This window comes from Dyadobacter sp. 676, from assembly GCF_040448675.1.
Lineage (GTDB): Bacteria > Bacteroidota > Bacteroidia > Cytophagales > Spirosomataceae > Dyadobacter.
This window is the reverse complement of record NZ_CP159289.1, coordinates 6,616,775-6,634,757: the sequence shown is the minus strand read 5'-3', so window position 1 is coordinate 6,634,757 and position 17,983 is coordinate 6,616,775. Positions and strand designations below refer to the sequence as shown.

The 17,983-nt window shown below is 52.2% G+C and carries 15 protein-coding genes and 1 pseudogene; 9 read left to right on the top strand and 7 right to left on the bottom strand.

Annotation, left to right across the window (positions count from 1 at the left end; all coding sequences use genetic code 11):
- Nucleotides 1-64 precede the first annotated feature (64 nt).
- Nucleotides 65-2,350: a cation:proton antiporter gene (locus ABV298_RS29185; protein ID WP_353719653.1), complete on the top strand. Its 2,286-nt coding sequence runs from the start codon at nucleotides 65-67 to the stop codon at nucleotides 2,348-2,350.
- A gap of 105 nt (nucleotides 2,351-2,455) precedes the next feature.
- Nucleotides 2,456-5,728 (top strand): cyclic nucleotide-binding domain-containing protein, encoded by a 3,273-nt coding sequence (locus ABV298_RS29180; protein ID WP_353719652.1) that lies wholly within the window; start codon nucleotides 2,456-2,458, stop codon nucleotides 5,726-5,728.
- Here the strand turns inward: ABV298_RS29180 and ABV298_RS29175 are convergent.
- Genes ABV298_RS29175 through ABV298_RS29155 form a run of 5 tightly spaced genes read right to left on the bottom strand, consistent with a single transcriptional unit; the run spans nucleotide 5,723 to nucleotide 9,107 of the window.
- Nucleotides 5,723-6,310, bottom strand: a complete 588-nt coding sequence (locus ABV298_RS29175; protein ID WP_353719651.1) for an HD domain-containing protein — start codon at nucleotides 6,308-6,310, stop codon at nucleotides 5,723-5,725. The genes ABV298_RS29180 and ABV298_RS29175 overlap by 6 nt on opposite strands.
- Nucleotides 6,311-6,312: 2 nt before the next feature.
- Nucleotides 6,313-7,359: an adenylate/guanylate cyclase domain-containing protein gene (locus ABV298_RS29170; protein WP_353719650.1), complete on the bottom strand. Its 1,047-nt coding sequence runs from the start codon at nucleotides 7,357-7,359 to the stop codon at nucleotides 6,313-6,315.
- On the bottom strand, nucleotides 7,356-7,730 hold the full coding sequence (locus ABV298_RS29165; RefSeq protein ID WP_353719649.1) for a response regulator: 375 nt from the start codon (nucleotides 7,728-7,730) through the stop codon (nucleotides 7,356-7,358). Before ABV298_RS29165 ends, ABV298_RS29170 begins: the two co-directional genes overlap by 4 nt.
- A gap of 16 nt (nucleotides 7,731-7,746) precedes the next feature.
- Nucleotides 7,747-7,953: an ATP-binding protein gene (locus ABV298_RS29160; RefSeq protein WP_353719648.1), complete on the bottom strand. Its 207-nt coding sequence runs from the start codon at nucleotides 7,951-7,953 to the stop codon at nucleotides 7,747-7,749.
- Nucleotides 7,917-9,107 (bottom strand): histidine kinase, encoded by a 1,191-nt coding sequence (locus tag ABV298_RS29155; protein WP_353719647.1) that lies wholly within the window; start codon nucleotides 9,105-9,107, stop codon nucleotides 7,917-7,919. The genes ABV298_RS29160 and ABV298_RS29155 overlap by 37 nt, the downstream gene beginning before the upstream one ends.
- A 217-nt stretch (nucleotides 9,108-9,324) precedes the next feature.
- Here ABV298_RS29155 and ABV298_RS29150 point away from each other — a divergent pair, with 217 nt between their 5' ends.
- From ABV298_RS29150 to ABV298_RS29120, 7 genes and pseudogenes are all read left to right on the top strand, one after another.
- Nucleotides 9,325-10,581 (top strand): TolC family protein, encoded by a 1,257-nt coding sequence (locus tag ABV298_RS29150; protein WP_353719646.1) that lies wholly within the window; start codon nucleotides 9,325-9,327, stop codon nucleotides 10,579-10,581.
- Between the two features lie 2 nt (nucleotides 10,582-10,583).
- On the top strand, nucleotides 10,584-11,594 hold the full coding sequence (locus ABV298_RS29145; protein WP_353719645.1) for an efflux RND transporter periplasmic adaptor subunit: 1,011 nt from the start codon (nucleotides 10,584-10,586) through the stop codon (nucleotides 11,592-11,594).
- A 12-nt stretch (nucleotides 11,595-11,606) separates the two neighbouring features.
- Nucleotides 11,607-11,906, top strand: a complete 300-nt coding sequence (locus tag ABV298_RS29140; protein WP_353719644.1) for a DUF190 domain-containing protein — start codon at nucleotides 11,607-11,609, stop codon at nucleotides 11,904-11,906.
- A gap of 1 nt (nucleotide 11,907) precedes the next feature.
- A pseudogene (locus ABV298_RS29135) lies at nucleotides 11,908-12,282 on the top strand (efflux RND transporter permease subunit); the annotation flags it as partial.
- Between the two features lie 43 nt (nucleotides 12,283-12,325).
- Nucleotides 12,326-15,055 carry a CusA/CzcA family heavy metal efflux RND transporter gene (locus ABV298_RS29130; RefSeq protein WP_353719643.1) on the top strand — a complete coding sequence of 910 codons (2,730 nt, stop codon included), beginning with the start codon at nucleotides 12,326-12,328 and terminating at the stop codon, nucleotides 15,053-15,055.
- Between the two features lie 50 nt (nucleotides 15,056-15,105).
- Nucleotides 15,106-15,492 (top strand): DUF5618 family protein, encoded by a 387-nt coding sequence (locus ABV298_RS29125; protein ID WP_353719642.1) that lies wholly within the window; start codon nucleotides 15,106-15,108, stop codon nucleotides 15,490-15,492.
- Between the two features lie 193 nt (nucleotides 15,493-15,685).
- Entirely contained in the window at nucleotides 15,686-16,321 is a 636-nt protein-coding gene (locus tag ABV298_RS29120) for a hypothetical protein (RefSeq protein WP_353719641.1), read from the top strand.
- Here the strand turns inward: ABV298_RS29120 and ABV298_RS29115 are convergent, their stop codons facing one another.
- A complete protein-coding gene (locus ABV298_RS29115; RefSeq protein WP_353719640.1) occupies nucleotides 16,322-17,005 on the bottom strand; it encodes an epimerase in 684 nt (227 codons plus the stop codon).
- 55 nt (nucleotides 17,006-17,060) lie between these two features.
- Complete coding sequence (locus ABV298_RS29110; protein WP_353719639.1) at nucleotides 17,061-17,906, bottom strand: oxidoreductase; 846 nt, start codon at nucleotides 17,904-17,906, stop codon at nucleotides 17,061-17,063.
- Nucleotides 17,907-17,983: the final 77 nt, after the last annotated feature.

Below are 17,983 nucleotides of genomic sequence, written 5' to 3'. Positions count from 1 at the left end.
CGCGAAGTCCTACCAACTTTCGGCTTAATTCAGTATTTTGCGCTCTTCACTCTCATATGTACTGATGAAGAATATTCGCAACGTACTCTTTTACTGCATTACCATCGGAATTTTCGCAGCCCTGCTTTACTTCTTTATCCGACAGGGCACTTTCCTCGAAAAAGCCGGCCAGATCACCCAAAAAGCGCAAACCATCTCCTCCTGGGAGCAATTCACAGAAACCTTCGGGCACAATCTCACCCACCCGCTCGCCACGCTCCTCGCCCAAATCGTCACCATTATCATCGTTGCCCGGCTGTTCGGCTGGGTCTGCAAAGCGATCGGCCAGCCAACCGTGATCGGTGAAATTGCCGCCGGGATTTTCCTGGGGCCTTCGGTGCTGGGAATGTTCTATCCGGAAGTTTCTTCATTTATATTCCCTAAAACTTCGCTCAGCAACTTGCAGTTTCTCAGCCAGGTAGGGCTTATCCTTTTCATGTTCATTATCGGCATGGAACTGGATCTGAAAGTACTGAAAACCAAGGCGCAGGAGGCGATTGTCATCAGTCACGCCAGCATTATCCTTCCGTTTGCCCTTGGCGTGGCGCTGGCTTTGTACATGTATACCGACTTTGCGCCGGAAGGCATCAGCTTCCTGTCGTTCGCGCTGTTTACAGGCATTGCATTGAGTATTACGGCATTCCCCGTCCTCGCACGCATCGTGCAGGAGCGCGGGCTCTCCCGCACGCGCCTGGGCATGATGGTAATCACCTGTGCGGCCACCGACGACGTTACGGCATGGTGTATCCTTGCGGCGGTGATTGCGATCGTGAAAGCCGGGGAATTCGTGAGCGCCATTTATACCATTTTGCTGTCGGCCGGCTATGTGCTGGTGATGCTGCAAGTGGTGAAGCCGGTCCTGAAACGCATCGGTGACCATTACGCCTACCGCGAGGGGCTTACCAAGCCGGTAGTCGCGCTTTTTTTCGTCATGCTGCTGTGTTCCGCCTACTGCACGGAGGTGATCGGTATCCACGCCCTTTTCGGCGCGTTTATGGCAGGTGTGGTTATGCCCGCGAACCAGCGCTTCCGCAATATTTTCATCGAAAAGGTAGAAGACGTTTCGCTGGTGCTGTTGTTGCCGCTATTCTTCGTTTTCACCGGTTTAAGAACACAAATAGGCCTGCTGAACGATCCGCACCTGTGGTTTGTCACTGGGCTCATCATCGCGGCAGCGGTGATCGGCAAGTTCTTCGGAAGCACCCTTGCTGCATTGTTTGTCAAACAGTCGTGGCGCGACAGCCTTATTATCGGCTCGCTCATGAACACGCGCGGGCTCGTGGAGCTGGTGGTGCTCAACATCGGCTACGACATTGGCGTGCTTTCCCCTGAAATATTTACCATGATGGTCATAATGGCGCTCGCCACTACCTGCATGACAGGCCCCGCACTCGACCTGATCGACAAGTTCTTCCCGTCACCCAGGTGGGAAGACCTCCACCCGGTACACACACCGTCTCGCTTTTCCATTCTGATCGCATTCGCAAGCCCCCAGGGCGGACGCAAAATGCTGCGCGTTTCGAGCAAGCTCATCGCCGGGCAACATCCCGACCGCGAGGCCGGCGAACAGCATATTACCGCATTGCACCTCTCACCGAGCAGTTATCTCAGCCAGGTCAATACCGAAGAATACCAATATGAAACGTTCCGGCCCATTAACGAGGAAGCCAATGCGCGGAATACCCCGTTCACTTCTCTTTTCAAACCATCGCAAAATATCGAACACGACATTATCGAGACTGCCAACGACGGCGAGTTCGATATGCTCGTGATCGGGATAGGTCGCTCGGTTTTCGAGGGTACGTTTCTGGGGAAAATATTGGGTTTTACTTCACGTTTCGTGAGCCGCGAGCGTCTTATCGATACCATTACCGGTAAAGAAAAGCTCTTTCATACCGACGTTTTCGACGAACGTACCGCGCACATCGTCAAGTCCGTCAAAATTCCCGTGGGCATCCTGATCGAAAAAAACCTCGAACAGATCAACAATGTGTTCATGCCGCTTTTTGCGCCCGAGGATAAATCCCTGCTCCCATTCGCCGAACGGCTGGCCGCCGTGAGCGATTTGCATATAACGGTTATGGACCCGTCGCAGGCCGTCAGCAGGCATTCCGAAATCGGGGACGCATTGAAGGCGTTACAGGAACAATCGCCTGAAAATGTCGCGCTGCTTTATGAAAATGTATTGGAAAAAGACTTCCTGCAAGGGATGGACCTGATGGTGATCAGCCTCCAGAGCTGGAAAAAGGCCGTGGAATCCCACAGCGTATGGCTTTCCAATTCGCCGTCCGTTCTCATTATACGGTGCTGAGATCAGGCTTTCCGGTTTTTCAAAAGCCGGAAAGTCGCCCAAAGGGGTTTTTAAAAGGAATAATAAGTGTTTATTTTACAGGAGCGACGCCAGCATTCCAATTCTATGATCCCATTTCTAAGCCAAAACCGCTTCACGAAGTCCATCAACCCACAAACGATCCTTTTCTTTTTCCATAATTTCTTTACGAACGTCGGTACTACGCTGGTGTATGTTTCGGCCAATGTGCTCCTGCTCGAAAACCACCCGGAGTACTCGCTGCCCCTCGCTTACATTGCCGCCGCGCTTGCCGTAATGGTCTCGGGGAAGATCTACGAGTACTTCGAACACCATCTTTTACTGAAAAAGCTGAGCCTCGGCACGATGTTATCGTCGCTGTTTATGGTGCTGGTGGTTATGGGGCTGTTGCTGGTCGGACATGGTGTGGCTACCGCCATTGCGGTAATGGTGGGTTACCGGATCATTTACCTGCTCGTTAACCTGGAATTCTGGGGTTTATCCGCGCTGGTTTTCGATGTACGGCAAAGCAAGAGGCTTTTCAGCGTTATCGGCTCGGGTGATATGCCGGCGAAAGCATTGGGCGCCGTACTGGCCGTGCTGATCCATTCGCCGTCGGTGCTTGCTATTTTGCTCGCTATCTCACTGGTTTTCTTCGCATTGGCGTTCTACACGCAGCTACTGACCTTCCGCCACACCGACATTCCTAACCCGCACCACACCCGCACGCGCCACACGGAATCGGACTCCCGCATTATCCGGAAATATTTCGGCGGTAACAAGCTGCTCACTTCGCTTTGCATCGGAATGGTCGCCATTGCGGCAACCGCCACGTGGATCGAGTATCATTTCTTCGTAAATGTCAAATACAAATTCCATAGCCAGCACGATGTGATCTTCTTCGTTGGTTCGCTGCTGACTGCCACTTATGTGATCTCCACATTTGTAAAAATGCTCTTTTCGGGCAAAACCGTGGAGCGCTTCGGCATCAAACTCACATTGTACCTGCTGCCGCTGACGACGATCGCCATTTCGCTCGGTTTGCTGGTTTCATCCTATTTCCGTAAGGACGAACCTTCGCTGCTGGTTTACTACTGCGTTGCCTATCTGCTTTTCGAACTCGTGCGGCGCACCATTTTCGACCCGGTATTTCTGGTTTTGTTCCAACCGCTTTCCACGAAAACCCGTTTGAAAGGCCATACGCTGGCCAAAGGGCTTTTTGAGCCGCTGGGAATGCTCATTGCCGGTGCAATGCTCTGGGTGATTTACACGCAGCATTGGAGCGATATCAGCCTCACATTCGACCTGTCGCTGCTTTTCGCGCTGGGCGCATTGGTGGTGTTCCGGAAAGCCTACCGCCACTACATGCAGGAGCTCAAATCAGCGATCAGCAAGCGGTTCATCCGCAGCGGCGAAATGCCCTCCCCTGCGGAAGCATTGCCGATTATTACAGAAAACCTGCGAAGCGACCGGAAAGAAGAGGTCCTGAATGCGATCGACTGGCTGGCCCGGAATAAGGTTTCGCTTTTTCGCAAACACGCGCCCGAGCTGCTGAAAAGCCCGTTCGTGCAAGTCAGGCTGAAAACATTGCAGACGCTGGCTACCCTTGAAAAACCCGAACTCCCGGCTTCGTTTGCGCAATACATTGAAAGTGAGCCCGACTCCGCCTGCCAGGTGCTGGCTGTACGCCTGGCGTGCGCCAACGGAAGGTTATCCGCCGAACAAACCGCCAGCTTCCTCGCCCACAGCGATCCGGACATTGTAAAAGGCACCATTATCGGCTGCTGGGAAGCCGGAAAAGCGCTGCCGCTGATCCACGGCACGTTGCAGAAGCTATTCGGCTCCGAGCAGGAAAACGATCAGCTGGCGGCACTCGACTGCCTGAAAGTGACGGGCATCAATTCCTACGAAAACCTGGTCAAGAGCTGTATCAACAACGGCTCGCAACGCGTGCGCAATTACGCGCTGGAAGTGGCTGCCAGGGTAGGTTCCCCCACCCTGCTTCGCGACCTGCGCCTGGTGCTTACCGGCACGCTGACACCGTCCACGATCCACGCGCTGATCACTTCCGGCGACCTCGGTATTCGCATTATCGAAGAATGGTTACAGCAAGATACCGGCGGCGACCGCATCAGAACGTTTATCAAAACAGCTGAAAAAGGTCGGCATGAATTTATACTTCAAATACTTTTTAACCTTATTAAAAATATTTACCATCATAAACTTTCGATTCATACAGAAAATACCGATCATATAAAAAGAAAGGAAAGTAACTTCCATATCGAAAATATTGATAGTTCCACCCATATTGCTGCACTGAAAGCGCTGAGTCATTACACACTAATCGCTGAATATAAAACAGTTATCCCTGAATTTGTAGAAAGAGAGCTCATTCACGCCGGCCAGTTGCTCAACGGCATGGACACTTCGGAAACCGATATAACCTGGAACAATGCACTGGAATACGAGCTCGAACTGACCGCTCAGCGATTGTTTTACCTCTTTATGATGCAGTACGACAAAGAAGCGGTGCAGAGCGCCTGGAAAGGTATCCGCCATGCGAGCAAGGAAAAGCGCGCCAACTCGCTCGAACTGATCGAAAGCCTCTTGCCCCGGATGCTGTACCCTTCGCTGCACGCATTGTTCGAAAACATTTCCATCCAGCGCAAACGCGATGCCCTCCGCCAGTATATGGGCAATGCCGACACGGGGTTGCCGCTGGTTACCATAATCCTGTCGCAGGAAGAACGTTTCTTTACGACCTGGACCATCGCGCTCGCCGCAGCCAGATGCGACACCACCGAAACCGATCTGGTCAGCCTCGAAAAACTTGCCCGTCATCGTTCCCGGCTGGTCCGGGAAGCGGTGCAGGAAAAATACATGGCGCTCGCCCGGCGCCCCGACCTCCAATTTTCGCTTCGAATCCCTATGAAACACGCCGAACCGACCCAGCAGATTTCCGAAATGGAAAGGGTGATTGTCCTTAAAAACACCCGGCTATTTGCCCAAACCCCCGAGAATGTCCTCAGCTCGATCGCACCGATCATGAAGGAAGTGACTTACGCCGACGGCCAGGAGATATTTGCCAAAGGCGACCTCGGCGATTCGATGTACATCATTTACACGGGCCAGGTTGGCATTTACGATGGTCCGAAACAGCTTGCACTGTTCGATAAGGGCGAAATTTTCGGGGAGCTCGCATTACTCGACACCGAACCGCGCTCGGCTACCACCGTGGCCGAAACCGACACCCTCGTATTCCGCATCGATCAGGAGGATTTCTTTGAACTCATGGAGGAGCGCGACGAGATCCTGCGCAACGTGCTGCGCATCCTGTGCCAGCGCATCCGTGTGCAAAACGAAAAAATGCGCCGGTTATAAGGCTCTGGCGGTATTTTTGAGGCGTTCGAGATGCCGTTGTTTGGAGGCGTCACGGCGGCTGCGCTCCGAAGCCGTCCAGTAACTGTGCGCTTCCAGGAAACCTACCTGCACGGCATCCCATGCGGGAATGTCTTCCACCATGTCGCGCACCTTCAATTCCTCGTATAATGTGGCCGAAATGCTTTCGAAATCATCGCGGCCGAGGTAATCCAGGTCGGCGTCGCAAAGAATAGCTTCCAGGGCGCTTTTAGGACTTTGCGGGATTTTCGTAGCCATGATCATCCCGCATATCGTTTCAATTTGCATTACATTATAGCCGAAACCGGGTAAAACCGTGCGCACGAGTGCGCAACCGGCCTCCTCATGCCCCTGGTAGGTAGTCATGAAGCCGCTGTCGTGGTACAATGCCGCCGTGCGCAGCAGCATCAACGATTCTTCAGCTGTGATATTCTCCATTGCCGCGATTTCCGCCGATGCGTTCACGACGTCGGTTGTGTGGTGAATGCCATGGTAGAACAGCGTCGGATCGAGGCGGTTTGTGAGCTCTTCCAGAATGTATTTTTCGGCCTTTTCGATTTGCATGGCTATTCGAGCACTTCGTAGATCAATACCGGGTTCGACTTGTTTTTAAGGTTCACTTCGCCTACCAGACTGCATTTAAATGCCTCTTTCAGCTTCTCATAGGCCGATTCCGGTATCACCACCTGCCCGGGCCTGGCGACCGATTGCAGACGTTGCGCAACGTTCACGACATCGCCGATCACCGTATAGTCCAGCCGCTTCAATGCGGCCGAACCGATGTTTCCGGATACCATTTCGCCCGAATTAATGCCTATCGAAACTTTGGGATAGTAACCCGACTGATCGGACAATTCTTCTTTGAATCCATTGATATGATTGCGGACCGCTAGTGACGACTCCACGGCGCGGTCGAGATGGTAATCGCCACGGAAAACGGCCATCACGGCATCTCCCATAAACTTGTCGACGTGCCCGCCCTGGGCGATGATTTCCTTTACCATGACATCGAAATACTTGTTGATAAGCTTCACCACGCGGTCGGGCTGCTCTTTCTCCGAAATGGCCGTAAATCCGCACATATCCATAAAAACGACCGTTCCTTCGATGTTTTCACTGGTCATTAACGACTTCTCGAACGTTTCCTGCGTCATGAACTGGAGCACCGAGGCATCCACATACATACGCAGGATATCGTTTTCCCGCACCGCCCTGAGCGTTTCTTTCAACTGCGCCACATATTGCAGCGTTTTTTCCATCGTCACTTCCAGATCGCGGAAATCGATCGGTTTGGTGAGAAAGTCGAATGCGCCGCGGTTCATGGCCGTGCGGATATTGTCCATATCGCCATAGGCCGAAACGATCACCGATTTGAGAATGGGGCTCAGCTCGCCGAGCCGTACGAGCAGTGTCAGGCCATCCATTTCAGGCATGTTGATATCGCTCAGTACCATGTCCACGTCCGGGTGCTCTTCCAGCATTTCGAGCGCTCTCAGGCCATTTTCGGCGAAAATAAATTCGTATTGCTGCTCGCGGATCTGTCGCCTGAACTTCTGCTTAATGAGCAATTGCAGATCGGCCTCATCGTCCACTACGAGTATTTTGGCTTTCATAAGATATGGAGCAATTTCTCTTTCAGTTCGTTAAAATCGACGGGTTTCGTCAAAAAATCGTCGGCGCCAAGCTCCATGGCCTGGCCGTGGTTGGCGGCGTCGCCATAGGCGGTAATCATCATCACCTGTGGCGGCGCCGACGGATGTTCGGCGCGGATGCGTTTGAGTAGTTCGATACCGCTCATTCCGGGCATATTAATGTCCGACAGGATCATAACCACCTGCGAAGGGTGACTTTGCATGAATTCCAGCGCTTCTTCGCCCGAAAATGCGAACGAAAATTCGAACTGTCCCGCCCGGATTTCCCGCCGGAACTTCTGCTCAAAAAGCGATTTGACGTCTTCCTCGTCGTCGACAACCAGTATTTTCATATTCAGCCGGGATTAATCAGGCAATGGGAATGGAAATGCGGAACTCCGTTTTTTCCCCTTCCACCGTCTCCACTTCCAGCACGCCCCCGTGGCCGTTGGTAATGATATCGTAGCTCATCGAAAGCCCCAGACCTGTTCCCTGCCCGGTTGGTTTGGTAGTAAAAAACGGCTGGAATATCTTCGCCTTCACGTGCTCCGGCATGCCAGTTCCATTATCCGACACCCTGATATACAGTTTATTATCGAATTTTTTGGTAGTAATTTTAACTTCGGGTTTGTAATCGCCCGGCCGGCCGGCTTCCGCAAGCTTTCTTTTTTCTCGGACACTGCGTAGAACGCATTCGTAAAAAGGTTCAGAAAAACGCGGCCCAAATCCTGCGGAAGGACATTAACGGTTCCGATAGCAGGATCGAAATCGGTCACCAGCGTCGCATTGAATTCCTTATCCTTCGCGCGCAGGCCGTGGTAGGCAAGCCGCATATACTCGTCGGCAAGCGCGTTCACCTCCACAGGCTCCTTCTCACCCGAGGAAGCCCGCGAGTGTTGCAGCATTCCTTTCACGATCGAATCGGCACGTTTACCGTGGTGCGTGATCTTCTGCTGGTTCTGGCTGAGGTCGCTGATAATGCCCTTGATATAATCCTTGTCATCAGCAGGAATATCGACCTTATCGATCTCTTCCTCCAATTCCTGGCATAGTTCCGCCGATACCTCCGAGAAGTTGTTGACGAAGTTCAGCGGATTCTGGATTTCGTGGGCGATACCGGCAGTAAGTTCCCCCAGGGAAGCCATTTTCTCACTCTGTATCAACTGGTTCTGCGTTGCCTTCAACTCCTCGATCGCCTTTTGGAGTTCTTCTTTCTGACGGGTCAATTCCCGCGTGCGTTCGGCTACGAGGTATTCCAGCGACTGCTTTTGTTCCCTGGCAATCTCCTCGTCGCGCAGCCTGTCGCGCCGTTCCTGCATTAAAATCTTCTGCTGTTTTCTCGCATAAAACCATATCACAAAACAGAAGATCCATGCAAACAAAATGGCCATTCCGAACACGTCTTCATAGGTGGCGTGGAATTTCGGGAAAACCAGCTCGAAAAAATCGCTTAGCATCGACACGCCCACGAACGGCACAATGGACTGTATCGTGGTGCGGATAGGCTTGAAATCGTCCTCCTTGTAAAATATCCATAGTAACCCGAGCAGCGACAGGTTCCATACCCAGGTAAACGATTCGGGCTGCCGGGCGATATAGTAGATCGCCAGCAGCGCAAATACGTAGTAACGGGCATATTTAAAGAAACTCTCCCATTTGGGCAGCCTGTCCGCGGTTTGCATGGCCGACTGGGCGAATTGGATCAGAAAGAATGCGACGATGAAATGCATGCGGCAATTTGTAATAGTAGTTCTGTTTACTATTATTCCATAACGGTCGGCAAAGTACTTATTTTCCCCCAGAATTCACTCCGGTGCCCGCATACGGCCATTATGGTTTTCCCTAATTTATTTCTAACCCAATTTTAATGATTTTATAAAACAGTTTTAATACCATTTTTAGCACGGCTGAGAACCTTTGCCCGCAGGTAATTCAAACTAAACGAACATGCGTTATCAACTCATGAAACCGGTTCTCGTCGTACTTTTGGCGGGGACTGTGTCGGCAAGGGCTCAAACAACTTACAATTTGCAGCAGGCCCTGCAAACTGCAAAGTCCAATAACCCGGTCCTCAAACGGGAACAGTTCAATGTCGACGTTTCCCGGGCAGACATTACCACGGCCCTGCTCCGGCCCAATCCCGTTCTCAATAACCAGTCGCTGCAACTGGTGCAGCCATCGAAGTTTCCCGAGCATACCGGGTGGTTCAATGGTGCCAACCGGCAGATCTGGTGGCAACTAACCAAGCCTTTTCAGTTGCCTGTACAGAGGGAGAACAAGATTAATTTCGCACAGCAAAACGTCAGGCTGACCCAAAAGCAATATGCCGATACGGAACGCCATCTGTTTCAGACGGTTGCACAGAAATGGCTGGACGTCTGGGCTGCCCGCAAGCAACTCGATTTATTGAGTACCGCGAAGGCGAATGTCGATTCGCTGGCCAACATCAACCGCCTGCGGCTGAAAAACCAGGTCATCACCACCACCGACCTCGCCCGTACCGAGCTTCTGGCGAACCAGTACGACATCCAGCTGAAATCGGCCGCACAGGATTACCGCAACCAGCTCTCGAACCTGAAATTCCTCATGGGCGTCCAGGACTCGATCCAGGTCGATACGACCGATCAGTTCGCATTCGCGTTCCCCGACCAGATGGACGCCATCGTGCAGCAGGCATTGCAAAACCGCACCGATATACAGGCCATCAAATCGACGATGGATGTCGCCGATGCGAATATCAAACTGCAAAAATCCAATGCGTTGCCTACGCCGGAGCTGGGCCTGATCTACAACCCTCAAAACAAGGCGAATTACATGGGAGTGTACGGCACGATCGAGATACCGGTTTTTTCGAGAAACCAGGGGGAGATCAAAAAGTCGCAGGTTTTGAAACAACAGGCTGAACAAGACCTGCGTGCAACCGAAACGCAGGTACAGACCGAAATCCTGACGGCCTACAAGAGTTACATTACCCATAAGCAGAACCTGCAGAATTTTAACCGGTTACTCACCCAATCCCAAACGATCCTCAACAGTGTCAAATATTCCTACCTCCGGGGCGGTACGACGATCATCGACTTCCTCGAAGCACAGCGCAGCTGGCTCGATACGCAGCAACAGTATTACGACGTCCTCGGGCAATACCGCCAGAGCTACATCGACCTCCTTTACGCATCAGGACTGATCAATCAAATCGCGCAATAATCATGAAGAACATACTCGTTTGCACCTGCCTGGCCATGACATTAATAGCAGGATGCAAAAACAAAGCCGCTAACAAAATCGCCCAGGACAATTCAACGCCGGTGGTGAATGCATCGGGGACCAAAATAACCTTCCCGCTGGTCGAAAGCGCGAAGTTTTTTCAGACCGAAAAGATATCCAGCTCGTCGCTCATGGCCAATGTGACCGCCCCGGCCAAGGTTTCGGCCACCGTTCTCCGATCGAACGAGGGCGCATCGGGTAATATCGTCCTTTTCGACAACCCCGAGCTTGCGGGCAATTATACGCAGCTTTTGCAGCATCTGACGATGATCAATCAGATCCAGAATATCAATATCCGCCAGCGCAGGACCGAACTCGCTCGGATTAAGGACTTGCAGGAACATGGCGCTGCCACAGGCAAAGACCTGCTCGAATCGCAGACCGCCCTTTCCATGGAGGAAACGAACCTTATCAACGAACGTGCGGCCATTATCGAGCATGAAACCAAGCTGAAAGCAGGTGGTTTTGAACCCAAACAACTTCGCAGCGCGCCCGCGGGCACCGCATACATCATTTGCGACGTGCCCGAGAGCGAAGTAAGCCAGGTGAAAAAGGGCAGCAAATGCACCATTCAGTTCACCGCATTTCCCAACGAGGATTTCACCGGTACGATCGACGACATCGCCGACCTTGTGGACCAGACTACCCGGATGATCAAGCTCCGGGTGAGCATCAACAACTCCAACGGCAGGCTCAAGGCGGGAATGTTCGGTACTGTCGCATTCGGTCTGAGCGAAGGTAAAAAGCTCAGTATCAACAAAGATGCATTGGTAACCGTGCAGGGGCACAACTATGTTTTTCTCAAAACCGCGCCGCAGGTGTTCGAGCGTCGCGAAGTAAATATCGGCGACCAGATCGGTGATCGCATCGTCACATTCACCGGCGTTAAAGAAGGCGAAAATGTGGTCACCAAAGGTGTCATGCAACTCAAAGGTTTATCGTTCGGCTATTAACCCTCTCCGGATATGCTTCAAGCCCAGATCTTTATCAGTGCCGACCACTGGAAGGACGAACTACCGCTATTTGAATACATCATGCAATTTCTGGTGAAACAGAAAGTGCAGGGCGCGACGGCGTACCGCGGCCGCCTCGGCTTCGACGGAAAGCACCTCAACCGCCCCAACGACCTGTTCAGTTTCGACGAAACGCCCATGGTCATTTCCTTCATCGATGAGGAAGAAAAAGTTAAATCCGCATTGACATTGCTTCGCAAGGAGGTAAAAAGCGGGTTTATAGTCACCAACCATGTAGACAAGTGGATTTAAAATGATCAAGAACCTGCTTTTTTTCAGCCTTCGCAACCGGTGGGTGGTGATCGCTGTGAGCGTAGTACTGATGGGCGTCGGCTATTGGTGCTTCACTCAGCTCAAAATAGAGGCTTACCCGGATATCGCGGACACCAATGTGATCGTCGTAGCCCAGTATCCCGGCCGCGCGGCCGAGGAAGTGGAGCAACAGGTTACCGTTCCCATCGAAAGGGCCTTACAAAATACGCCGAATGTGCTCGACAGGCGCAGCCGGACCATATTCGGCTTGTCGGTAGTCCAGCTGACATTCAAAGACGGCACGGATGATTATTTCGCCCGGCAACAGGTTACCGAGCGACTGGCTTCCGCCGAGCTCCCTGACGGCGTAGCGCCGGAGCTGGCACCATTATCGACGGCCGTGGGCGAAATCCTCCGTTATGTGGTGGAAGCTCCCCCCCAGTTACAGTCCCACCCAGCTCCGGGATTTGCAGGACTGGGTGATCAAGCCGGCATTGCTGCAAGTGCCCGGAATAGCGGATGTGACTACGTTCGGCGGTCCTTTGAAACAATACCACATCATTACATCACCCGAAAAGCTGGTAAAATACGGCCTTTCGATGCAGAATGTGATCGACGCCATCAATGTAAACAACCAGAACACCGGCGGCAACGTGATTGCGCGCGGTGGCCAGGGCTTCGCGATCCGGGGGCTCGGGGCGATCAAGAACGAGCAGGATATCCAGAACATCGTTTTAAAATCCGACCATGGCGTGCCCGTATTTGTACGCGATGTGGCCACGGTTGAAATTACCCCTCCGCCGCCAAGCGGCGTAATGGGTTACACGATTACAGCCGATAAAGTGGACGTCAGCAGCGGCGTGGAAGGTATTATCCTGCTTCGCCGTTACGAAAACCCGAGCGAGGTTTTAAAGGTTTTGAAAGAAAAAATCGCCGATCTCGAATCCAGCGACCTGCCCGAAGGCGTACACCTGAAACCACTTTACGACCGCAGCTTCCTCATCGACCATTCGCTTGAAACCGTGGCGCATACATTGTTCGAAGGGATCTCGATCGTGGTCATATTATTGATATTCTTCCTGGGTAGCATCCGCAGCGCATTGGTAGTGGCGCTTACGATTCCGTTCTCGCTGTTGTTTGCGTTTATATTAATGCGTTTGACCGGCATTCCGGCCAATTTGCTCTCTCTTGGCGCGATTGACTTCGGAATCATTGTGGACGGCGCCTGTGTGATGGCCGAGCATCTGATCCGTAAATACCGCACGGCGAGTCCCGAAGAAAAACAACAGGGAATTGTCAAAATCACGTTGCTGTCTGCTCAGGAAGTGGGTCGGGAGATCTTTTTCTCCGTGACTATTATCATCCTTGCCTACATGCCCATTCTGCTCATGACGCGCGTCGAAGGCAAGCTGTTCTCTCCTATGGCGCTGACGCTCGCATTTGCGGTGATCGGTTCCATGCTGGCGGCGCTCACATTCATTCCGGTGCTCATTTCATTCGCCTACAAAAAGGCATTGGCCGATCCCGACAAACCGATGAAGGAGCACAAAAATTTCGTGCTGGATTTCCTTACAAAGTCGTATTCCAAAGCGCTGGGCGGCTTTTTAAAGAACTACAAAACCACCGTCCTCATTGGATTCGGCATTGTAACTGTGCTCGTTTTATTCGGCATCAAACTGGGGACCGAGTTTCTGCCGACACTCGACGAGGGGTCGATATTTCTGCGCGGTAACTTTCCGGCGGGCATTACCATCCAGGAAAACGCCAGCTATGCGCCCAAAATCCGGAAGATTATCGCGAAATACCCTCAAATCTCCTTTGTGATCACTCAAACCGGCCGCAACGACGACGGTACCGACCCTTTCCCCGCCAACCGGAACGAAATCCTCGTCGGGTTGAAGGATTACGACCTTTGGAGCAAAACGATCACCAAGAAAGAACTGGTGGAAAAGATCCGGCATGACCTCCAGACCCAGCTTCCGGCCGTCGCATTCTCGTCCGGCCAGCCTATTATCGACCAGGTGATGGAGATCGTGACGGGCAGCGCGGCCGATCTGGCCGTATCCGTGGTGGGCGACGACCTGAATATGATGCGCAAAAAGGCCGAAGCCATTGCCAGGATCGTGAAGGTCACAAGCGGCGCCGATAATGTCAATATCGAACAGGAAGGGCCACAGGAACAACTTGCGATCAACATCAACCGGGAAGCTGCGGCCCGTTTCGGCATCAATGTAGCCGATATTCAGAACATGATCGAAGCGGCCATCGGCGGCAAAACCATTTCGACGCTGTACGACGGCACCAAGCGGTACGATATCGTGATCCGCTTCCTGCCCAAGTACCGGAATTCCATCGATGCCATCAAAAATGTCCAGGTACCTTCGCTCACCGGCGCGCTTATCCCGATGAGCCAGCTCGCCGACATTCATTTTATCGAAGGCCAGACGAATATCTATCGCTATGGCAGCAAACGGATGGTGACGGTCCGCACCAATATCCGCGGCCGCGACCAGGGTGGTTTCGTAAAGGAATTGCAGAAAAAAATCAATGCACAGGTGCGCGTGCCGAAGGGTTACAGCATTATTTACGGCGGCCAGTACGAAAACCTGGAACGTGCAGGCAAGCAGCTCGCATTCACCATTCCGCTGACTATCGTCATGGTATTCCTCTTTTTGTTCATGCTTTTCAAAAATCTGCCGCACACCATGGTAACGATGAGCTGTATACTCTTTGCGTTGGGCGGGGGCATTACGGCGTTGCTGATGCGTGGCTATTACTTCAACGTTTCGGCGGGAGTCGGTTTTGTTAGTATTTTCGGTATTTCGGTCATGGCCGGTGTGCTGCTTGTCTCCGCATTGAACCGGACCGCGCAAGCGAATGAAAATGACCTGGAAGGCCACGTTCTCGAGGCTTCTTCGGAACAACTCCGCGCATTGCTTTCGATCCTGGTGGTGGCCATCATCGGTCTGGTTCCGGCCGCTATTTCGTCGGGGATCGGTTCGGACGTGCAGCGACCGCTGGCGACGGTAATTATTGGTGGCTTAACAAGCACGTTGCTCTTCGCTCCTATACTCATCCCGCCGCTGTATTTATGGACGGAAAAGCGTCGTAAACCGCAGAAACCCAGGGAAGTGCTTGAATTGGAATAGGATCGTTAATGGTGTATTTTTGTGTTAAGTCAAACTAAAAACACATCACTATGGCGGAGAAAAACCCTATTCTGGAAGCAAAGCGTTATTTGGACAACGCGCGGACTATTCTGAGAGAGAAAGCCATTAAGGAAGACGATCGCTACACCGATCGAAAGTACGTCAAATTAGCCGGTCACGCTGCATATACAGGTGTATTATTGGCTCTTGACGGTTTATTCGGTCTGAAAAGCAAGGGGAGAAAGGATATCAACTGGTATCGTGAGCAGGTTGCCAGGACGGACAAAAAGTTGCTCACCAACTTCATGAGTGCCTACGAGCTGTTGCATTTGTCTATGAGTTACGATGGCAATCAGGAAGTGTCCACCGCCCAATCCGGCCTCAAACGCGCCGATGAAATCATCCGGTGGGTCGAGCAGAAGACTGCCAATTGCTAATTTATATACTGCCGATAGATAAACGTCGCCGTGCCAACGTAATTGGCACGGCGACGTTGCATTCAACTGGCCCGGTATTTATGCCTTATAATAATTAGCCGGTGGATAAATGCCTGTTTTTAGCTAAATTTCCTAAGCCTTTGCGCTTTACCGGAGCCAGGCGTTCGCAGCTATACACCTTAAATATCCTTCCATGCAGCTTAATTACTGTCTCCCTCTGCTACTGCTCCTCGCAAGCCGTTTTGCTTCTGCCCAGGCTCCCGATTCCATTGCCGGCGAATATCATTTACAGGGCGTGATGGAAACGGCCTCGGCTATCATTCTCAAACCGGACAGCACTTTCGAACTGTATTTTTCCTACGGCGCCATGGATCGCCAGGGTCACGGCAAATGGCAGTTTCAAGACGGAAAGGTCGTTCTCAACAGCCGCCCCCGGCCCGAACGCGATTTTGCGCTGGTAACCAGCAAGACTGTTCCGGACGATTTCACAACCGTCAAAATCGTCGAAAGCAACCAGCAGGTGTTGCCGTTCTTCGAAACCCTCATCAAAACAGCCGACGGCGAGAAATATGGCAAAATGAGCCAGGAAGGCATTTTTCAAACACCTAAAACCATAGTTACCGGCATCGATCTCTTTTTCACGCTCGCACCGGAACGCTACACGTCGTTTCCGGTCGACACGGAGGACAATTATTTCGAATTCCGGATCGAGCCGTGGATTATCGAAATTTTCGTCGAAAATGTCGTCCTGAAACCGACAAAAGACGGGCTGACGGGCGAACATCCGCTGCTCAAAGGCGATGCGTTCTCGTACGAAAAAATGAAGTGATCATACGTACTGGCGATCGCCGAGAAGAACGATGTCTTTCACTTCGATGATCCTCTTGTCGTAACCATACTTTGTGACATTGATCATCGCCTGACCGAGCTGTTTGAGCGTTGACGCACCGTTGGGGTAAACCGCTTTTAGGATCGGGTAAAGCCAGCCAAAATATTTATACAAACTGAGCAGATTCTTTTGCCCTTCCGTAGCTTTCAGAAAGCCGGGCCGGAACGCGAACGACTGATCAAAAGGTAACCTGCCTAAATCATTTTCAGTTTTTCCCTTGACCCTCGCCCACATAATGCGCCCTCTTTCGCTGCTGTCGGTGCCTGCCCCCGATACGTAGCAAAAGGTCATACCCGGGTTCTGGCGGCTCAGCAGCTCGGCGATGTGCATGGTCAGATCGTAAGTAACCCTCTTGTAATCAGGCTCCTTCATTCCCACCGACGATACACCGAGGCAGAAATAGCAGGCATTGTAGCCCGTTAACTGCCCGGAGATCGGAGAAAGGTCGTAAAAATCCCGATGAACGATCTCCCTAAGCTTTGCGTGCGTCATTCCGAGCGGTCGGCGGTTGATGACAAGCACCGATTCCACGTCCGGGCTTTCAAGGCATTGGAGAAGCACGCCCTCGCCGACCATACCCGTGGTACCCGTTATTATTGCCCTTATTTTTCCTTCAACGGCCATAGTTGTTTCTTTTGAAATGCTGACAATGCCGCAAGATAAGGATATTTCGGGGCGACTAGGCGTCGAAACCCGTTGAAACAGACACCGGTTTCCAGGTTTCCATTTCGGCTGTCAGCGCCTGGATCTTCGATTGCGCCAGACCGAACGCATCTTCGCCGAGAAGCAAATGCAGAGGTGGATTTTGTTCGGAGACGACGCGGATCATCGCGTCGGCCGCCTTCGCCGGATCTCCCGGTTGCGCACCATTGATCTGCTGCTGGTGCAATGCTTCCGATTCGCGCACTTTCCGGTAATCGGGAATCTGGTTTTTAGGTGTCACAAACGAGCCCGCGGTAAGGAATTCGGTGCGGAAATAGCCGGGTTCAACGACCGTGACTTTCACGCCAAACTCCGCGACTTCCGCCGCCAGCGACTCCGAGAGACCAGAGACGGCGAATTTCGTCGCGCAGTAAATCCCGAAGCCCGGAAATGCGCCATTGAAGCCGCCAATTGACGACACATTCAGAATGTGGCCCGATCGTTGGGCGCGCAGATAAGGCATCGCAGCGCGGATAACGTTGAGTGTTCCGAAAACATTGACGTCGAAATTCCCGCGGGATTCGGCGTCCGACAACTCTTCGATGCTCCCCGCAAGGCCGTAACCTGCATTGTTAACGATCACATCCACATGTCTGAATGCGGTGACAGTGGCAGCGATCGCCTGCTGAACGCTTTGCTCGTCCGTAAGATTCACCGATAATGGCAGGAACTGCTCTCCCGGGTGTCCTACCGCGCTTTTCAGGTCGTCGACAGTGCGTGAAGTAGCCGCCACGTTGAAACCATTTGCCAATAACTTTTGCACAAGTGCAAGTCCGAGCCCTTTCGAGGCGCCGGTAACAAACCAAACTTTATTGTTTTCCATTGTTCTTTGTGATTTGATTGAACATCACAAAGGTAAAATGGTCGCACGGGGACAGCATTGCGCGGTTCAAACAGATA